The 15,200-nt window shown below is 71.4% G+C and carries 12 protein-coding genes; 6 read left to right on the top strand and 6 right to left on the bottom strand.

All coding sequences use genetic code 11. The features are described from left to right. Nucleotides 1–34: 34 nt before the first annotated feature. The 3 genes from LXT23_RS06725 (at nt 35) to LXT23_RS06735 (ending at nt 2,719) form a co-directional block, all read left to right on the top strand. Entirely contained in the window at nt 35–982 is a 948-nt protein-coding gene (locus LXT23_RS06725; protein ID WP_253979228.1) for a TIGR02266 family protein, read from the top strand. Between the two features lie 188 nt (nt 983–1,170). Beyond that, on the top strand, nt 1,171–1,665 hold the full coding sequence (locus LXT23_RS06730) for a cupin domain-containing protein (protein WP_253979229.1): 495 nt from the start codon (nt 1,171–1,173) through the stop codon (nt 1,663–1,665). Nucleotides 1,666–1,813: 148 nt separating this feature from the next. Beyond that, nucleotides 1,814–2,719, top strand: coding sequence for an MBL fold metallo-hydrolase (locus tag LXT23_RS06735; protein WP_253979230.1), 906 nt, complete (start codon nt 1,814–1,816; stop codon nt 2,717–2,719). A gap of 7 nt (nt 2,720–2,726) precedes the next feature. Here the strand turns inward: LXT23_RS06735 and LXT23_RS06740 are convergent, their stop codons facing one another. Next, nucleotides 2,727–5,003, bottom strand: coding sequence for an ATP-binding protein (locus LXT23_RS06740; RefSeq protein WP_253979231.1), 2,277 nt, complete (start codon nt 5,001–5,003; stop codon nt 2,727–2,729). A 260-nt stretch (nt 5,004–5,263) separates the two neighbouring features. Between LXT23_RS06740 and LXT23_RS06745 the strand changes: the two genes are divergently transcribed. Then, nucleotides 5,264–7,477 (top strand): tryptophan synthase alpha chain, encoded by a 2,214-nt coding sequence (locus LXT23_RS06745; protein WP_253979232.1) that lies wholly within the window; start codon nt 5,264–5,266, stop codon nt 7,475–7,477. 11 nt (nt 7,478–7,488) lie between these two features. Here LXT23_RS06745 and LXT23_RS06750 read toward each other — a convergent pair whose 3' ends face one another. Continuing rightward, nucleotides 7,489–7,992, bottom strand: a complete 504-nt coding sequence (locus LXT23_RS06750; RefSeq protein WP_253979233.1) for a hypothetical protein — start codon at nt 7,990–7,992, stop codon at nt 7,489–7,491. A 183-nt stretch (nt 7,993–8,175) separates the two neighbouring features. On the opposite strand from LXT23_RS06750, the gene ppk1 reads away from it, so the two are divergent. Then, nucleotides 8,176–10,335, top strand: a complete 2,160-nt coding sequence (ppk1, locus tag LXT23_RS06755) for a polyphosphate kinase 1 (protein ID WP_253979234.1) — start codon at nt 8,176–8,178, stop codon at nt 10,333–10,335. A gap of 69 nt (nt 10,336–10,404) precedes the next feature. Here the strand turns inward: ppk1 and LXT23_RS06760 are convergent, their stop codons facing one another. Further along, entirely contained in the window at nt 10,405–11,379 is a 975-nt protein-coding gene (locus tag LXT23_RS06760; RefSeq protein ID WP_253979235.1) for a hypothetical protein, read from the bottom strand. 131 nt (nt 11,380–11,510) lie between these two features. Continuing rightward, complete coding sequence (locus LXT23_RS06765; RefSeq protein ID WP_253979236.1) at nt 11,511–12,656, bottom strand: App1 family protein; 1,146 nt, start codon at nt 12,654–12,656, stop codon at nt 11,511–11,513. Between the two features lie 155 nt (nt 12,657–12,811). Here LXT23_RS06765 and LXT23_RS06770 point away from each other — a divergent pair, with 155 nt between their 5' ends. Then, nucleotides 12,812–13,249 carry a DUF6209 family protein gene (locus LXT23_RS06770; protein WP_253979237.1) on the top strand — a complete coding sequence of 146 codons (438 nt, stop codon included), beginning with the start codon at nt 12,812–12,814 and terminating at the stop codon, nt 13,247–13,249. 56 nt (nt 13,250–13,305) lie between these two features. On the opposite strand, the gene LXT23_RS06775 is transcribed toward LXT23_RS06770, so the two are convergent. Together LXT23_RS06775 and LXT23_RS06780 are read right to left on the bottom strand one after the other, a co-directional pair. Next, nucleotides 13,306–13,824 carry a hypothetical protein gene (locus LXT23_RS06775; protein WP_253979238.1) on the bottom strand — a complete coding sequence of 173 codons (519 nt, stop codon included), beginning with the start codon at nt 13,822–13,824 and terminating at the stop codon, nt 13,306–13,308. 74 nt (nt 13,825–13,898) lie between these two features. After that, nucleotides 13,899–15,029 (bottom strand): major royal jelly family protein, encoded by a 1,131-nt coding sequence (locus tag LXT23_RS06780; RefSeq protein ID WP_253979239.1) that lies wholly within the window; start codon nt 15,027–15,029, stop codon nt 13,899–13,901. Nucleotides 15,030–15,200 lie beyond the last annotated feature (171 nt).

The raw sequence follows: 15,200 nt of genomic DNA on the forward strand, positions 1-15,200 counted from the left end.
GACGCTACAGTGGGCGCCCTTGGAGTCTCAGCGAATGACCTCGCCGTCCCCTGTCCCCCGCCCGCCTCCGGCCACGTCCCGAGAGGCGGAGCTGACTCGCGCCGAGAATGAGCTGTCCGCCCTGGAGGCGCGCCTCGCGGAGCAGGTGGCCCGCGCCACCGCCGAGGCGGCCGCGCTCAACACGCGCCTGAACCAGACCCGCACCGCGCTCGTGAAGGCCACGGCGGAGCCCGGCGCCGACCCGATGCTGGGTGAGCAGGCCGCGCGCCTGCAGGTGGCCACGGTGCCCGGACTCGACGTGGAGGCCGAGCGCGAGAAGGCGCTGGACGCCCGCGAGGCGGCGCTGGATGCGCGGCGGCAGGCGGGGCTGGAGATTCAGTCCGCGCTGCGCATGTACCAGGAGCAGACGGCGCAGGTGGCGCGCGCGGTGGCCGAGGCGGAGGCGGTGGCGAAGCGCCAGGCCGAGGCGTCCGCGGCGAGGGCTCGGGCCCAGCAGGAGGCCGCGGCGAAGGCGCAGCAGGAGGCGGCGCGGAGCCGTCAGGCGGACCTGGCCCGCGCGGCGGCCGCGGCGAAGGCGCAGGGGGCGCAGCTGCCCACGGCGCCGGTGGCGGCACGGCCTGCTCCCGCGCCCGAGGGCAAGGACTCGCGGCGCAACGGGCGGGTGCGGATGCACACGTCCATCGACATGCGCAGCGACTCGAACTTCTTCACCGGCTTCTCGATGGACATCAGCGAGGGCGGCGTCTTCATCGCCACGGTGGACCCGGTGGCGCGCGGCACGCAGGTGGAGCTGGACTTCACGCTGCCGGGCGGCCGGCCCATGAAGGTCACCGGTGTCGTGCGCTGGGTGCGCGAGTCCAACTCCCGCACCCCGGAGCTGATGCCGGGCGTGGGCGTGCAGTTCACCGGACTGCCTGCCGAGGTGGCCAATGCCATCACCTCGTTCGTCACCACGAGAGACCCGATGTTCTTCCCGGACTGAGGTCCGCGCGGCTGGATCATCAAACCCGGGGCTCCGGTGCGGGGAAGCTCGTATCCGTCAGGTATTCGACCTGCTTCCGCTCCCATGACTGCGCGCGTGGGATTATCCTGAGCGGAAGGCAGACAATCCGCGCGGGGAGTCGTCGCGCGAGCCATTGCACCGACGTCAACCCGGGAGTTGGTACTGGAATGAGCGCACCCAACCGGAGCCCCACCGTCACCGTCGCCCGGCCTCCCCGCTGGGACTCACGTCGCCGTGTGGAGCCTGGGGACGTCAACACCGCGACCGCCAGCGCCCCCGACGCCGAGCCCTCGGCCCCGCTCGTCGACAAGGTCAACCTCGCCCAGAAGCTCGCCCTGTTCAGCGAGCACTGGTCTCCCAAGGTGGTGGGGGACCTCAACGGGCAACAGGTGAAGGTCGTGAAGCTCCAGGGGCCCTTCGTCTGGCACCACCACGAGAACGAGGACGAGCTGTTCCTCGTCCTCCACGGTCACCTCCGCATGGAGCTCAAGGACCGCACCGTGGACGTGCTGCCGGGAGAGTTCATCATCATCCCCCGGGGCACCGAGCACCGGCCCGTGGCCGAGGAAGAAGTCCACGTGCTGCTCTTCGAGCCGGCCAGCACCCTCAATACCGGCAACATCCGCGAGGAGCGGACCGTCGACCAGCTCCAGCGGCTCTGAGCGGCGCGGCTCCCGCCCGGACACCAACCGGGCGGGCGAGCCTTCGCGTCCTCCGACGTGTGCGGATTCCTCACCGCACCCACACAGCGCACCTTTGCTCCAGATTCGAGCGGCCCCGAGCGGGTCCCCACGCCGAGGAGCGGGAGCGATGCGCATCCATCACCTGAACTGCACCACCATGTGCCCGCCCGGAGGCCGGCTGATGGACGGGCGGAAGGGCTTCGTCGGGCCCGCGGCGCTGACGTGCCACTGCCTGCTGGTGGAGGGCTCGCAAGGGCTCATCCTCGTGGACACGGGCTTCGGCCTGCAGGACGTCCTGCACCCGCGCCCCCGGCTGTCGCCCATGTTCCTGGACGTGCTGTGCCGGCCCCAGCTCGCCGAGCAGTCGACGGCCATCCGGCAGATTGAGCGGCTCGGCTTCAAGGCCGAGGACGTGCGCGACATCGTCCTCACCCACCTGGACTTCGACCATGCCGGCGGGCTGGATGACTTCCCGCATGCGCGGGTGCACCTGCTGGCGGACGAGTACCGCCAGGCCACCGCCCAGGCCACGCCGTTGGACCGGCGGCGCTTCCGGCCGCTGCAGTGGATGCACGAGACGAACTGGGTGACGTACCCGACGGGCGGCTCGGGAGACCGGTGGTTCGGCTTCGAGTGCGTGAAGGATTTGAAGGGCCTGCCGCCGGAAATCCTGCTCGTGCCACTGGTGGGGCACACGATGGGCCACGCGGGGGTGGCCATCCAGTCCGATGAGGGCTGGCTGCTGCACGCCGGCGACGCGTACTTCTACCACGGGGAGATGGACCGCGACCGGTACCGGTGCACGCCGGGGCTGCGCTTCTACCAGAAGCTCATGCAGAAGGACGGGTACATGCGCTGGTACAACCTGCGCCGCCTGCGCGAGCTGGTGCAGCGGCACGGGCAGGACGTCACCGTGTTCTGCGCGCATGACTCGCTGGAGTTCGAGCTGCTCGAGGAGCGGGAGAAGGCCCCCACGGTGTCGCCGCTGCGCACGTTCATCGCCTCGGAGTCCTCGCCCACGCTGCACATGTGAAGCGCACTCACGACGGCGGAGCCGGGCTCGGCTCCGAGCCCAGCTCCACGCCCAGGTACATCAGCGGCAGCTCCACCGTGAACGACGCGCCCTCTCCGGGCACGCTCTCCACGCGGATGGTGCCCCCGTGCGCCTCCACCAGCTGCCGCACGATGTAGAGCCCCAGCCCGAAGCCCGCGTGCTGGCTCGCCGATGACGGCACCCGCTCGAAGCGGTTGAAGATGCGCCCCTGCGACTCCGGCGCGATGCCCACACCCTCGTCCGAGACGCGCAGCCGCGCCCGCGCCGAGCCCAGCCGCTCCACCCGCACCTCCACCGGGTGCCCCTTCCCGAACTTCAGCGCGTTCGACAGGAGGTTCGTCACCACCCGGTCCAACCGCAGCCGGTCCCACCGCCCCACCAGGCCCAGCTCCGCGTCGAACATCAGCTTGCACCCCGCCTCCGCCGCCTGCTCGGAGAAGCGCTCCACCACCTCGTGCGTCAGCTCCGCCAGGTCCACCGGCGCCACGTCCAGCACCAGCTTCCCCGACGACAGCCTCGACAAATCGAGCAGGTTGTGCAAGAGCTGCCCCAGCCGCTGCGTCTGCTTCAGCGCCGTGCCCAGCCCGTCGCGCAGCTTCTCCCCGCCCGCCGCCAGCTCCATCCGGTGCAGCCGCCGCAGGAGCAGCTGCAGCGTGTTCAGCGGGTTGCCCAAATCGTGCGCCGCCACACCGATGAGCTCCACCGCCTCCTGCGCCTCGCGGAACAGCCTGGCGTTGTCCAGCGCCAGCGCCGCCCGTCCCGCCAGCTCCTCCACGAAGACCTGGTCCGTCAGCGTCAGCTGCCGCTCCGGCGTCGACGTCAGCAGGACGAACACCCCGCGCGACTGGTGCCCCACCTGCAGCGGCACCGCCAGGTACGAGTAGATGCCCACCTTCTCCATCAGCGCCAGGTGCTCCGGACCGTCCACCACGTGCGCCAGCACCTCCCGCGGCACCTGGCCCATCAGCTCCGAGCGCCCCGTGCGCAGCACCTGCCACGCCCCGTGCGACGCGTCGGGCCGGGGCGGATAGCGCTGCACGGCCTCCAACAGCCACGCCTGCCGCTCCGGAATCACGTGCGTCACTGCCCGCGGCTCGAGCTGCCCCGAGGGCATCAACAAGTAGAGCAGGCACGCATCCGCCACCTCCGGCACCATCATCCGCGCCAGCTCTTCCACCGTCAGGTCCGGGTCCAGCAGCTGATGGAAGATGCGCCCCGCCTCCGCGAAGAGCCGCTGCGTGCGCTCGGCCCGGCGGCGCTCGGTGATGTCGCGCGAAATCTTCGCGTACCCCTGCAGCCGCCCGTGCCTGTCGTACAGCGCGGTGGTGATGACCTCCGCCAGGAAGCGCGTGCCGTCCTTGCGCACCCGCCACCCCTCCGTGCGCAGCCGCCCGTCCCGCCGCGCCCGCTCCAGGTCCCGCTCATGCATCCCCGCCGCCTCGGGCGGGTAGAACACCGCCGCCGAGCGCCCCAGGATTTCGCTCTCGCGGTAGCCCGTCATCCGCTCCGCGCCCGGGTTCCAGCTCACCACGCGCCCCTCCGGGTCCAGCAGGTCCAGGCCGTAGTCCTGCACCCCCTCCACCAGGAACTGGAAGCGCCGCGCGCTGGACTCGGCCTCCTGCTGGAGCGGCCGCAGCCGCCGCGTCAGCACCCACGCCAGCACCGCCGCCACCGCCAGCCCCAGCCCCGCCGCCAGCAGGATGAGCACCAGGGCCCGCCGGTCCGCCTCCACCGCCTCCTGGATGCCCAGCGCCAGCCGCTGCTCGCAGCGCTCCGCGAGCAGCTGCAGCGCCTCGAAGGCGCGCCGGCGCGTCTCGCCCACGCGGGCCTCGAAGAGCTCCTCCATCCGCTTGGGGTCGACCCCCGCGTCGTCCGCCAGGATGAGCGTCCGCGCGGACTCCTCGTGCTCCAGCTCGGCATGGACGGCGGACTCCAGCAGCGTGGCCACGGGCTCTCCCTCGAGCCGGGGCTTCAGCCGCTGGTACGTCGCGGTGAAGCGCTCGCGCGACGCCGCCATGTCCTGCGCGAAGAGCGGGTCTCCCGACAGCGCATGGCCGCGCCCGCTGGACACCTTGTCGCTGAAGGCCCGGCGCAGCCGCTCCACCTCCAGCAGGTCCATGGACAGGTCCAGGATGCGGGCCTTGCTGCTCGTCCTCACGGACAGCAGCGCCACCACCGAGGTCCCCGCCAGAACCAGCGCCACCAGCAGCGAGGCGATGGAGCCCGCGCCCACGCGCTGCGCGAACGACCACGGACGCCCCACTCCGCCCCCCTTCCTTCCTGCCCGCCCGCCAGACTCTCCGCCCCGCGCAAGGTGCGGCGCCGCGGCACCCCGGAACAGCCGCGCCACCGGGCGGGCCACCGTCGGAAATCCAGCGCTCCAGCCTCGCGGGGCTCCAGGGACAAGGGGCACCTCTGTCCACCGGGCACCAGAAGCCCGGGCTTCCCGTGCCACCCTCCAGGCATTCCTCCCACACCGGCACCACGTTGTGACGCGGGCGGGTGAGGGTGCGGCGGACAGGCATGCGGGGCGAGCGTCGTCTGGGGGCGGGGTTCTGGGTATGGGGCCTGGTGGTGTGGGTGGCGTGCTCCAGCACGAACCCACCCTCCGAGCCCCATGACTCCCGGCAGCCGTCCCACTGCCTGCCGATGACGTGCGCGTCGCAGGGCATGGACTGCGGCATCGCCATCGACGGCTGCGGCGGCACGCTGGCGTGCGGCACCTGCCCCACCGGGCAGACGTGCGGCGGAGGCGGCCGGTACAACGTCTGCGGCACCGGGCCCTGTGTACCCACCACCTGCGAGGCCCTCGGCGGCAACTGCGGCCAGGCGTCGGACGGGTGCGGCGGGGTGCTCGAGTGCGGCGCCTGCACCGCGCCCGAGACGTGCGGCGGCGCGGGGACGCCCAACGTCTGCGGCCGGCCCGCCTGCACGCCCGACACCTGCGAGTCCCTGGGGAAGAACTGCGGCACCGTGCCGGACGGCTGCGGCGACACCCTGGAGTGCGGCGCCTGCGCCCCGGGAGAGACGTGCGGCGGAGGTGGCGCCGCCAACGTGTGCGGCACCCTCATCTGCATGCCGTCCACGTGCGCGTCCCTGGGGAAGAACTGCGGCCCCGTGTCGGATGGGTGCGGCGGCATGCTCGACTGCGGCACCTGCCCGGACGGCGAGGCGTGCGGCGGCGACGCGGTGCCCAACGTGTGCGGCAAGGCGCCCTGCACCCCGACGACGTGTGAGGCGCTCGCGAAGAACTGCGGCACCGTGCCGGATGGCTGCGGCGCCACGCTGGAGTGCGGCACCTGCCCCACCGGCCTGGTGTGCGGCGGCGGCGGCACGCCCAACGTCTGCGGCGGCGGCGTCTGCACCCCCACCACCTGCCAGGCGCTGGGGATGAACTGCGGCTCCGTGGCGGACGGCTGCGGCGGCATGCTCGAGTGCGGTGCCTGCACTTCTCCGGAGACGTGCGGCGGCGGAGGCGTGCCCAACGTGTGCGGCCGCCCGGCCTGCACACCGACGACGTGCGAGGCGCTCGGCAAGGACTGCGGCACCGTGCCGGACGGGTGCGGCGGCGCGCTGGAGTGCGGCACGTGTGAAGAAGGGCAGACGTGTGGCGGGGGTGGGACGCCCAACGTCTGCGCGCCCCCCGCGTGCCGCCCGTATACCTGTGGCCTGCTGGGGAAGAACTGCGGCCCCGTGGAGGACGGGTGCGGAGGGACGCTCGACTGCGGCATGTGCACGGCGCCCGAGGCGTGCGGCGCGGCCGACGTCCCCAACGTCTGCGCGGCCACGCAGCCGGTGTGCACGGACAGGGAGCTGGGCAGCGCGCTGCCGGTGACGGTGAAGGGCTCCACGGCGCATGCCGGGGATGACCACGTGGCCACGTGCGGCGGGCGGCCGGCGCCGGACCGGGGCTTCCGGTGGACGGCGCCCCGCAGCGGCACCTTCACCTTCGACACGGCGCGCTCGGCGCTGCGCTCGCTGGTGTCCGTGCGGCGCGACGGGTGCGGCGGCGCGGAGCTGGCGTGTGCCACGGATGGCATCAGCTACGGCGGCGGCGCGCGGGTGTCGGCGGCGCTGACGCAGGGGCAGACGGTGCTCGTCGTCGTGGACTCGGCGAGCGGCGACCGCTTCAGCGCGGGCTACTTCGAGCTGCACATCGACGCGCTGCGCGCGAGCGAGGCGGGCGCCTGCTTCGACAACATGGACAACGACGGTGACCGCTGGGTGGACTGCGCGGACACCGACTGCCAGGGGACACCCGGGTGCGGCGGGCGGGGCTGCGCGCACCATGATTTGGGCAGCGCGCTGCCGGTGACGTTCCAGGGTGAGACGGCGGGCTCCGGTGACGGCTTCCAGGGCACCTGCGGCGCGCTGCTCCAGCAGGACCGCGCGCACCTGTGGACGGCGCCCCGGGCCGGCACCTTCGTCTTCGACACGTCACCGGGCGGGTGGGGCAACGCGCTCTACGTGCTCACCGGCTGCCGGGGCACGGAGCTGGGCTGCTCGGCCAACCCCCGGGCCAGCGCGCGGGGCTCGCCCGCGGTGAAGGTGACGCTGACGCAGGGGCAGACGGTGCTGGTGGTGGTGGACGGCATGGCCAACCCCGACCAGGACACGCCCATCCGCTACACGCTCCACGTCAGCGAGCACGCGCCCACGGAAGCCGCGCACTGCTCGGACGGCGCGGACAACGACGCGGACGGCAGGGCGGACGCGGAGGACGACGACTGCGAGTAGCGCGCCGCCGCTCAGCCTTCCTTCGAAGGCTCCACGGGCGTGCCCGCCGGAGTCTCGCCACCGGGCGCCTCGAACGTCCCCGTGGCCGGGTCCACCGACCAGGCCGAGTACTTGTGCTGCTTCACGTCCCGCAGCTTCCCGGACTCGTAGCAGACCGAGTAGATGAGGAACTGCGGGTTGACGAAGTTGGGCTGGCCATAGCGGTAGCAGTCCGCCCCCGTCTCGTCGCGCTCCAGCGTAATCGGCCGCCCGAGCAGGGCGCCGACCTGGTCCGTCGTCATGCCGCCGCGCACGGACTTGATGCCGTTGGGCGTGATGAGCCGGTACGTCGTCTCCTCGGCCTGCGCCAGGACCCAGAACCCCACCGCCAGCACCACGGGAACCGAGGCGGCCAGCAGCGCCAGCCCCCAGCTCCCGCGACCGCGGGAGGCCCTCCCACCTTCCTGGAAGGCGGTGAAGAGGGCGCTCGAATCGTGACTCGGGACAGCTTCAGTCGTGCTCACGTCGCCTGACATGCAGCCCTCATAACCCGGATGCAAGAAAGTCCACGTCTCCCCACCTTTATACCTGCCTGCCCTCCGGGGGAGACATACATGCCCTGGTGGCTCGCTTCCCCAGGTGACATGGAAGTTTACATTCGGGGGGTTACCAGCCTGCTACATCGTCTCCAGAGGTAGTTCACGAGGGGTCACGGAATCATGGCGAAGCGCGGTGGCGGGCGGGTGGCGCCCCAGAAACCCGTGGAGCGGGATGCCCTTCCAGCGGGCACGGAGCCGGTGGACAAGGAGCTCTTCTTCAACCGCGAGCTGTCCTGGCTGGCCTTCAACGACAGGGTCCTCCAGCTCGCCGAGTCGGCCGACCTTCCCCTGCTCGAGCGGCTGAAGTTCATCTCCATCTACGCCCGCAACCTGGACGAGTTCTTCATGATTCGCGTCGCCCGCCTGCACGAGCAGGTGCGCGGCGGCGTGGCGCGGCTGGTGCCGGACGGCGCCTCGCCCACCGAGACGCTGGACAAGCTGCACGAGGGCATCTTCGAGCAGGGCCGGCGCCACGCGGACACGTTCGAGAAGGTGCTGCGCCCCGCCCTGGCGGAGAAGGGGCTGCGCATCCTCTCCGCGAAGGAGCTGGACTCCGACCAGCGCGCCCAGGTGGACCAGCGCTTCAAGGAGCAGATATTCCCCGTGCTCACCCCGCTGGCCATCGGCCTGGGGCGGCACTTCCCGTACATCTCCAACCTGTCGCTCAGCCTCGCCGTGCTGCTGCGCGACTCGGAGGCGGACGAGGAGAGCGTGGCGCGGGTGAAGGTGCCCAAGGAGCTGCTGCCGCGCTTCCTCCCGCTGAAGGGCCACGTCTACGTCCCGCTGGAGGAGGTCATCGCCCAGCACCTGGGAGACCTCTTCCCCGGCATGGAGGTGCTGCACTGGGGCGTCTTCCGCGTCACCCGCGACGCGGACTTCACCGTGTCCGAGGACGCGGAGGACCTGCTCAAGGCCGTGGAGACGGAGCTGCGCCAGCGCCGCTTCGGCGACGTCATCCGCCTGGAGGTGCAGGCCGGCATGAGCCCCAAGCTGCTGGAGCCGCTGGTGGAGGCGCTGGGGCTGGAGGAGCGGCAGGTCTACGAGGAGCACGGCCTGGTGGGCCTGTCCGACCTGGCCGCCATCGCCTTCGGCCCCGGCTTCCCCGAGCTGAAGGACCCGCCGTGGACGCCCGTCACCCAGCCGCGCCTGCGCCCGGACGCGGACTCGCAGGACGGCGGCACGGTGCTGTCCGCCATGCGCCGGGGAGATTTGCTCGTCCACCACCCCTACGAGTCCTTCGGCTCCTCCGTGGAGCGCTTCGTCAGCGAGTCCGTGGCCGACCCGGACGTGCTCGCCATCAAGCAGACGGTGTACCGGACGTCGGACAGCTCCCCGCTGGTGCCCGCGCTGATTACCGCCACGGAGAACGGCAAGCAGGCCGTGTGCATGGTGGAGCTCAAGGCGCGCTTCGACGAGCGCACCAACATCAAGTGGGCCAACGCGCTGGAAGAGGCGGGCGTCCACGTGGTGTATGGGATTCCGTCCCTGAAGACGCACGCGAAGGCCATCCTCATCGTCCGGCGCGAGGGCGAGCGGGTGCGCCACTACGTGCACATCGGCACCGGCAACTACAACCCGAAGACGGCGCGCCTCTACACGGACCTGGGCCTGTTCACCCGGGACCCGGACATCGGCGCGGACGTGGCGGACCTCTTCAACTACCTCACCGGGTTCGGCCGCCCCAAGTCCTTCCGCAAGCTGCTGGTGGCGCCGCTCACCATGCGCCAGGGGCTGATGGAGGAAATCAAGCGCACCATCATGGCGCACACGCTGGAGCGCCCCTCGCGCATCCAGATGAAGATGAACGCGCTGGTGGACCCGGCCATCATCCGCGCCCTCTACGACGCGTCGCGCGCGGGGGTGAAGGTGGAGCTGAACGTGCGCGGCATCTGCTGCCTGCGCCCCGGCGTGCCCGGCGTGTCGGAGAACATCCGCGTGGTGTCCGTGCTGGGCCGCTTCCTGGAGCACTCGCGCGTCTACCTCTTCGAGCGCGGGCCCGAGATGCGCTGCTACATCGGCTCCGCGGACCTGATGCCCCGCAACCTGGACCACCGCGTGGAAATCCTCGCGCCGGTGGAGGACCCCACCCTGGCCGCCCAGGTGCGCGACTCGCTGGAGCGCTGCCTCAGCGACACCATCTCCGCGTGGGAGCTGGAGGCCAACGGCCACTGGCGCCGCCGCGTGCCGGCCTCCGTCGCGGACAAGCGCTCCGCGCAGGGCGAGCTGATGGAGCGCGCCACCCGCATGGCCCAGTTCCAGGGCGGCCGTCCCCTGCCCTGAAGACGGCGACGCCGGTGCTCCCGACCGAGGGGCGCACCGGCGTCTTCACACCGTCAGCGGCGTGGCTCTTCAGATTTCGTGGGTGATGTGCTGCAGCACCGCCACCCGGTTCGTCTGGGGGAAGTAGAAGACGTAGACGTGGTGGTAGTCCTTGGCGCCCGGGGCCACCGCGTAGCTGGCGTAGTAGTGCGCCACCTGGGGAATGGCGCCGCTGGCCAGCTCGGCCGGCAGCACCTGCTGCAGCTCCAGCCACCAGGAGCCGTGGTGGTCGAGGAACTCCGCCCAGGACTCGGTGTTGGGCCAGCGCTCGAAGCGGTGGTAGTCGAACAGCTCGCCCAGCGACGCCTGCGCCGCGGCCAGCGCCACCGGGTCGAGCAGCTGCGGGCCCTGCACGGTGTACGTGTGCAGCGTGCCGTCGCACCAGTTCTCGCCGGTGTCGCAGCGCGCGTTGCCCGCCGCCATGGCCGCCGCCAGCCCGCTGCTCAGCGGCAGGCTGCCCAGCGCCAGCGGCCCGCACGTGCCGTTGATGCAGTCCAGCTGCAGCCGGAAGCGCTTGCCCACGCCCGAGCCGGAGGACACCACCGCCAGGTACTCGCCCGCCTGCGGCAACGACACGGCGGCAAGCTTCGACAGCTGCCCGTAGCCCGAGTCGTCATCCAGCACGACCATGTTCGTGCCCCAGCTGCCGCTGGCCAGCCGCGGCCCGTACACGAACAGGCCCGTGTCCAGGTACATGCTGCTGCCCAGGTGCGTGACTTCCAGCCGCACCTGCGCGCCCGCCTGCGCCTGGAAGGCGAAGGAGAAGTACTGCGGGTTCGCCGTGAACTGCGCCTGCACCGAGCCGCCGAGCGTCACCGGGCCCAGGAAGGTCGTACTGTCCACGATGTTGCCGCTCGCGGGCGCCGGAGGCGGATACAGGACCGCCTGCGCGCTCTCACCGAGCTGCGCGACACCGTCGACTTCGGGGACTTCCGCTTGACCGCACGCGCCCAGCGCCAGCGCGGAGAGCGCCCAGCGAAACGAATGCACCAGCTTGCCACGCATGACTCACTTCCTTCGGGGGTGGGGGAGGGACACAGGGATGTCCCGGAAAACGTGGCGCGCCTTTGCCACACCCGAAGGCTGCAATTCAAGCGATAACGGCTTTTTCCATCATCTTGAAATACAGCAGTGCGTCATTCCTCGCGGCTGCCGAGGATGCCACGGGCGGCGTCCTCGCGGCGGTGGACCTCCACCTCGTGGACCTCGCGCCACTGAATCCACCCGGCGCGGGCGGCGTGGCGGGCCGCCGCGGTGGTGTCGTCCACGACGAGCAGCTGGCTGCCGGCCTCGCGGATGTCCAGGCCGATGCGCTCCAGCTCCTGGGCGCGCAGGGGGTGGCCGGGCACGGTGCGGATGTAGACGCAGAGGATGCGGCCGGGGAACTCGCGGACGATGGTGCGGTAGTGCTCCGCGTCCTCCTGGCCGCTGTCGCCGATGAGGATGAAGGGCAGCCGCTGCATCGTCTCCATCAGCCCGCGAATCTTCTCCAGCTTGTGGCCGTGCCCGCCGCCGGGCGCGAAGCCGGTGCTGGACAGGCCCCAGTCGCGCAGGAGCAGCGGCCCGGTGGGGATGTGGTGCAGCGCGAGGAACTCGTCCAGGTGCTCGTACAGGTTCCAGGGGCTGCTGGAGACGTAGAAGATGGGGTTGTCGGCCTCGCCGCCCCGGCCGCGCTGCAGCGCCTCGTAGAAGGCGTCCACGCCGGGGAAGGGCAGGCGCACGCGGTGCTCGGTGAGGAAGAGCGCCCAGGCGCGCTTGAGGACGTCGGTGACGCCGGTGACGATGACGGTGTCGTCGATGTCGCTGATGACGCCGTACTCGGCGCTCGAGCCCGCCACGCGCACCGGCGCGGCCACGCGCGGCACGCCCTCGGCCTCCGGGGACAGCAGCTCCAGCTCCACCATGTGCCAGCCCGAGCGCACCCCCTCCGGCGGCGGCACCCACAGCTCCAGGAAGCCCTCCTCGTCGGTGGTGCCCTCCCAGCGCTTGTCACCCCAGCGCACCGCCACGTGCGCGCCGGGGATTTCGCGCGTCATGTAGCGCTTGTAGGAGGCGATGGCGCTGCCCACCAGCGTGTGCCGCTGCTGGGGCGGGCGCACGTGCCGGTCCTCCAGGACGCGGGCCTTGATGACGGCGCGCTCGGCGGTGCCGTAGCCCCGGTAGGGAAGGATGCGCAGGGGCGGGGCGATTCCCAGCTTCTGGCGCAGCCGTCGGCTCAGTGCGTCGTAGTGGGCGTCCACGCGGACGGCGAGGCGGTAGAAGGCTGGGAAGAGGTCGGCCATGGCGCAGGGCGTAAAGAGTGTCGGCCCGGGACTGTAGAAGACTCCGAGGGCCGAGCGGGGCAATCCCGCACGGAGGCGACGCCGGGCCAACACAGCCGGCAGGGCCGCCACCCTCCGTATCTCCCATCAGCAATCCCCCAACCAGGAGCTTCGCCTTGCTGCGTCATTCCTCCCGCTGGTTCCTCGCCGCCGCCACCGCCTTCGTGCTGGTCAGCACCGCGGCCACGGCCCAGGCCACGTCGAGCATCACCTTCCAGTCGCCGTCGCAGGGCTGGAATGTCTTCGGTTCCTCCAACCCCCTGCCCTACGGCAGCACGGCGGCCATCCTCTACAGCGCCGACCGCCTGACGGCGTGCCGCGGCGACTACAATGGCGGCCCGGGCTGGAGCATCTACGGGTACTACCAGCTCAACGGCGGCACGGTGCAGAGCTTCTGGGTGGCGGGCGCCAAGCCCTACCCCACCGTGCCCGCGCCCTCCATCACGCTCAACCAGACGGGCAACCTGAAGGTGTGGTTCCAGAACACCAGTCGCTGGGGCTGCTCGGCGTACGACTCCAACTACGGCAACAACTTCAGCTTCACCGTGCAGTGACGTGAGCAGTGTCCCGGGAGCGCGGAAGGCAGCCTCCGCGCTCCCGGGTGTCTCCGTCAGTGGGGCCGGGTGACGAGCTCCTCGCGGCCGATGGGGCTCAAGCCCGCCGAGAGCAGCCTGCGCGCGGCGAGCACCGACACGCAGTCCTCCGTGCTGTGGATGTCGCCGTAGAAGGTGAGCAGCGTGGCCGGGTCCACCACGCGCACGCCGCCGGCCTCCACCGAGGGCACGCGCCGCACGAAGACGTCCAGGATGACCTTGCCACCCGCGTCGTGCCGCGCGTAGCGGTAGAAGTGCGTGGACGTGGCGTCGAAGCGCGTCCAGATGCGGTGGTAGCCCCGGGCGGTGAGCACCGGCACCAGCTCCGGGAAGCGCGAGGGCGCAACGAAGAGGTCCACGTCCTTGTGGTCGTGGAACAGCTTCAGCTCCTCGTGCGGCGGAGCCATGAAGTGCCAGGCCCAGCCTCCGGACACCGTCACCCACGGCGCCAGCGCGCGCACCTCCACTTCCGAGACGCGCAGGCGCTCGGCGGTCCAGGGCTCGTTCGCCCGCTTCGGATTGCGTGGGTCTCCCATGGCCGTGTCCTCTCGTGCGCTGGCCGGACGCGGGCGGCGGGGAGGGCCTGACAGGGAGCGGGAGTGCTCGCGCTTCACATCCCCGCCACGCCGGCGATGCCGGGCTTGAACCGGTAGATGAAGTACGGGGCGTTGGCCGCGATGTGCGCCTTCGACTGGAGCATCTGGTGAGGGATGGCGCTGTCGGCCACGTACAGCCAGCCGTCCGGCCCATGGCTGAGCGCGTCCGCCCAGCGGATGCGCGGCGACTTCACCAGCGTCTCCAGCCGGCCATCCGGACTCATGCGCAGCACCGCGCCGTGCTCCACGTCGGTAATCAGCACGTTGCCCTCCGCGTCCGCGCTCAGGCCGTCGTTGAGCGGCTTGCGCCCCACGGCCTGCACGCGCTTCTCCAGCTCCGCGGCACTGAGGGATGCGTCTCGCAGGTCCGCCGTGCGCACCCGGTGCATGGTGTCGTGGTTCATCGCCGCGAACCACACCCACTCGTCCGCCGGGTCCACCGCGATGCCATCCACGCCCGCCTTCAGCGCGGCGAGCCCGCCGAAGAACACCATGTCCTTGATGGGATTGCGGATGATGTAGTCCCGCGGGAGCACGGACGCGTGCCCGTCCAGCACGCGGCGCGCGCGCTTCGCCGTCACGTCGTACACCACGAGCCCCGGACTCTTCCGCCAGAAGGCCACGTCGGCGATGAACACCGTCTCGCCCTTCGCGTCCACGCGCAGGTCCTGGAGGAAGGAGCCCGGCGGCGCCACGTCCGGCGGGAAGGCGAACTCGTGGGCCACATGCCCCGTGGCCAGCTCGAAGGCCAGCAGCCGGGGCATGCCCATGCCGTGGTTGCCGTGGTCGATGACCCACAGCCAGTCCCGCCGGTCGATGGTGATGCCCAGCGGCGTCTCGAGCAGCTTCGCCTGGAGCGCGAGGGCGGGGAACGGCACCGGCTTGCCGTCCACCCACTCCATCAGCTTCGCGCCCTCCGGCCGGCTCTCCGGGTGGATGGTGAAGAACAGGCGCCCCGTGGACGACGCCGCCACGTTGCCCACCGGCTCCTGGCTCACCGCCGCCACCTCCAGCGCGCTGTCCGGCAGCAGCGGCATGCCCGACACATCCGGATACGGCTCACCGCCCCCGTAGCGCAGGCGCATGCCCAGCGCGGCGAGCAGCAGCAGCGTCACCACCCCGCCCACGAGCTTGAGGAACCCCACGCCCCGGCGCACCGGAACGGCGGGGGATGCAGCACCAGGAACAGAGGAAGTCGGAGCAGCCACGGGCGCCTCAGTGGAAATGACCTTGAGTCATATGTAAATGACTACGGGTCATTTGTCGAGACGACGTGCTCCGGGAGGAGGGCCGTCGACCCGGCTCCCATACGGGGC

Source organism: Pyxidicoccus xibeiensis (assembly GCF_024198175.1).
GTDB lineage: Bacteria > Myxococcota > Myxococcia > Myxococcales > Myxococcaceae > Myxococcus > Myxococcus xibeiensis.

What these genes read in the sequence shown, in the direction of transcription:
- LXT23_RS06725 (WP_253979228.1), top strand. Translation starts at nt 35, where the DNA reads ATGACCTCGCCGTCCCCTGTCCCCCGCCCGCCTCCGGCCACGTCCCGA.
- LXT23_RS06730 (WP_253979229.1), top strand. Translation starts at nt 1,171, where the DNA reads ATGAGCGCACCCAACCGGAGCCCCACCGTCACCGTCGCCCGGCCTCCC.
- LXT23_RS06735 (WP_253979230.1), top strand. Translation starts at nt 1,814, where the DNA reads ATGCGCATCCATCACCTGAACTGCACCACCATGTGCCCGCCCGGAGGC.
- LXT23_RS06745 (WP_253979232.1), top strand. Translation starts at nt 5,264, where the DNA reads ATGCGGGGCGAGCGTCGTCTGGGGGCGGGGTTCTGGGTATGGGGCCTG.
- LXT23_RS06750 (WP_253979233.1), bottom strand. Translation starts at nt 7,992, where the DNA reads ATGTCAGGCGACGTGAGCACGACTGAAGCTGTCCCGAGTCACGATTCG.
- ppk1 (WP_253979234.1), top strand. Translation starts at nt 8,176, where the DNA reads ATGGCGAAGCGCGGTGGCGGGCGGGTGGCGCCCCAGAAACCCGTGGAG.
- LXT23_RS06760 (WP_253979235.1), bottom strand. Translation starts at nt 11,379, where the DNA reads ATGCGTGGCAAGCTGGTGCATTCGTTTCGCTGGGCGCTCTCCGCGCTG.
- LXT23_RS06765 (WP_253979236.1), bottom strand. Translation starts at nt 12,656, where the DNA reads ATGGCCGACCTCTTCCCAGCCTTCTACCGCCTCGCCGTCCGCGTGGAC.
- LXT23_RS06775 (WP_253979238.1), bottom strand. Translation starts at nt 13,824, where the DNA reads ATGGGAGACCCACGCAATCCGAAGCGGGCGAACGAGCCCTGGACCGCC.